Annotated in this window: 1 pseudogene; it reads left to right on the top strand. The window is 46.8% G+C overall.

The annotated features are described in order from the left end of the window. Positions 1–297: pseudogene (locus tag JQM68_RS13685) on the top strand (hypothetical protein); the annotation flags it as partial.

Genomic DNA, 297 nt, shown 5'->3' with positions numbered 1-297 from the left:
TCATCAGCGCTGGCGGGTCTTTCAAAAAGGTTGATACCTTTTCCGTAAAGGCAAGCCAATTTAACCATTTGACGGAGACATTTACGAAGAAGAACCTCAGCAAGCGCTGGAACACCATGCAGGATGGCACGAAAGTTCAGAGAGACCTTTACTCTGCATTTCTGATACAGAATGTAGATGCCACACTCAAAGCAGTGGATGTAAACCGCTGCAACCAATGGCCCGGTGTAAAATTTTGTGTAAGCGATTTTCGACAAAGTCAAGAATGGCGCTGGAAAGCAGGGCGGATTCTGGCCT

Source organism: Oscillibacter valericigenes, assembly GCF_021531435.1.
Taxonomy (GTDB): domain Bacteria; phylum Bacillota; class Clostridia; order Oscillospirales; family Oscillospiraceae; genus Oscillibacter; species Oscillibacter valericigenes_B.
This window is presented reverse-complemented; position numbering and strand designations above follow the sequence as displayed.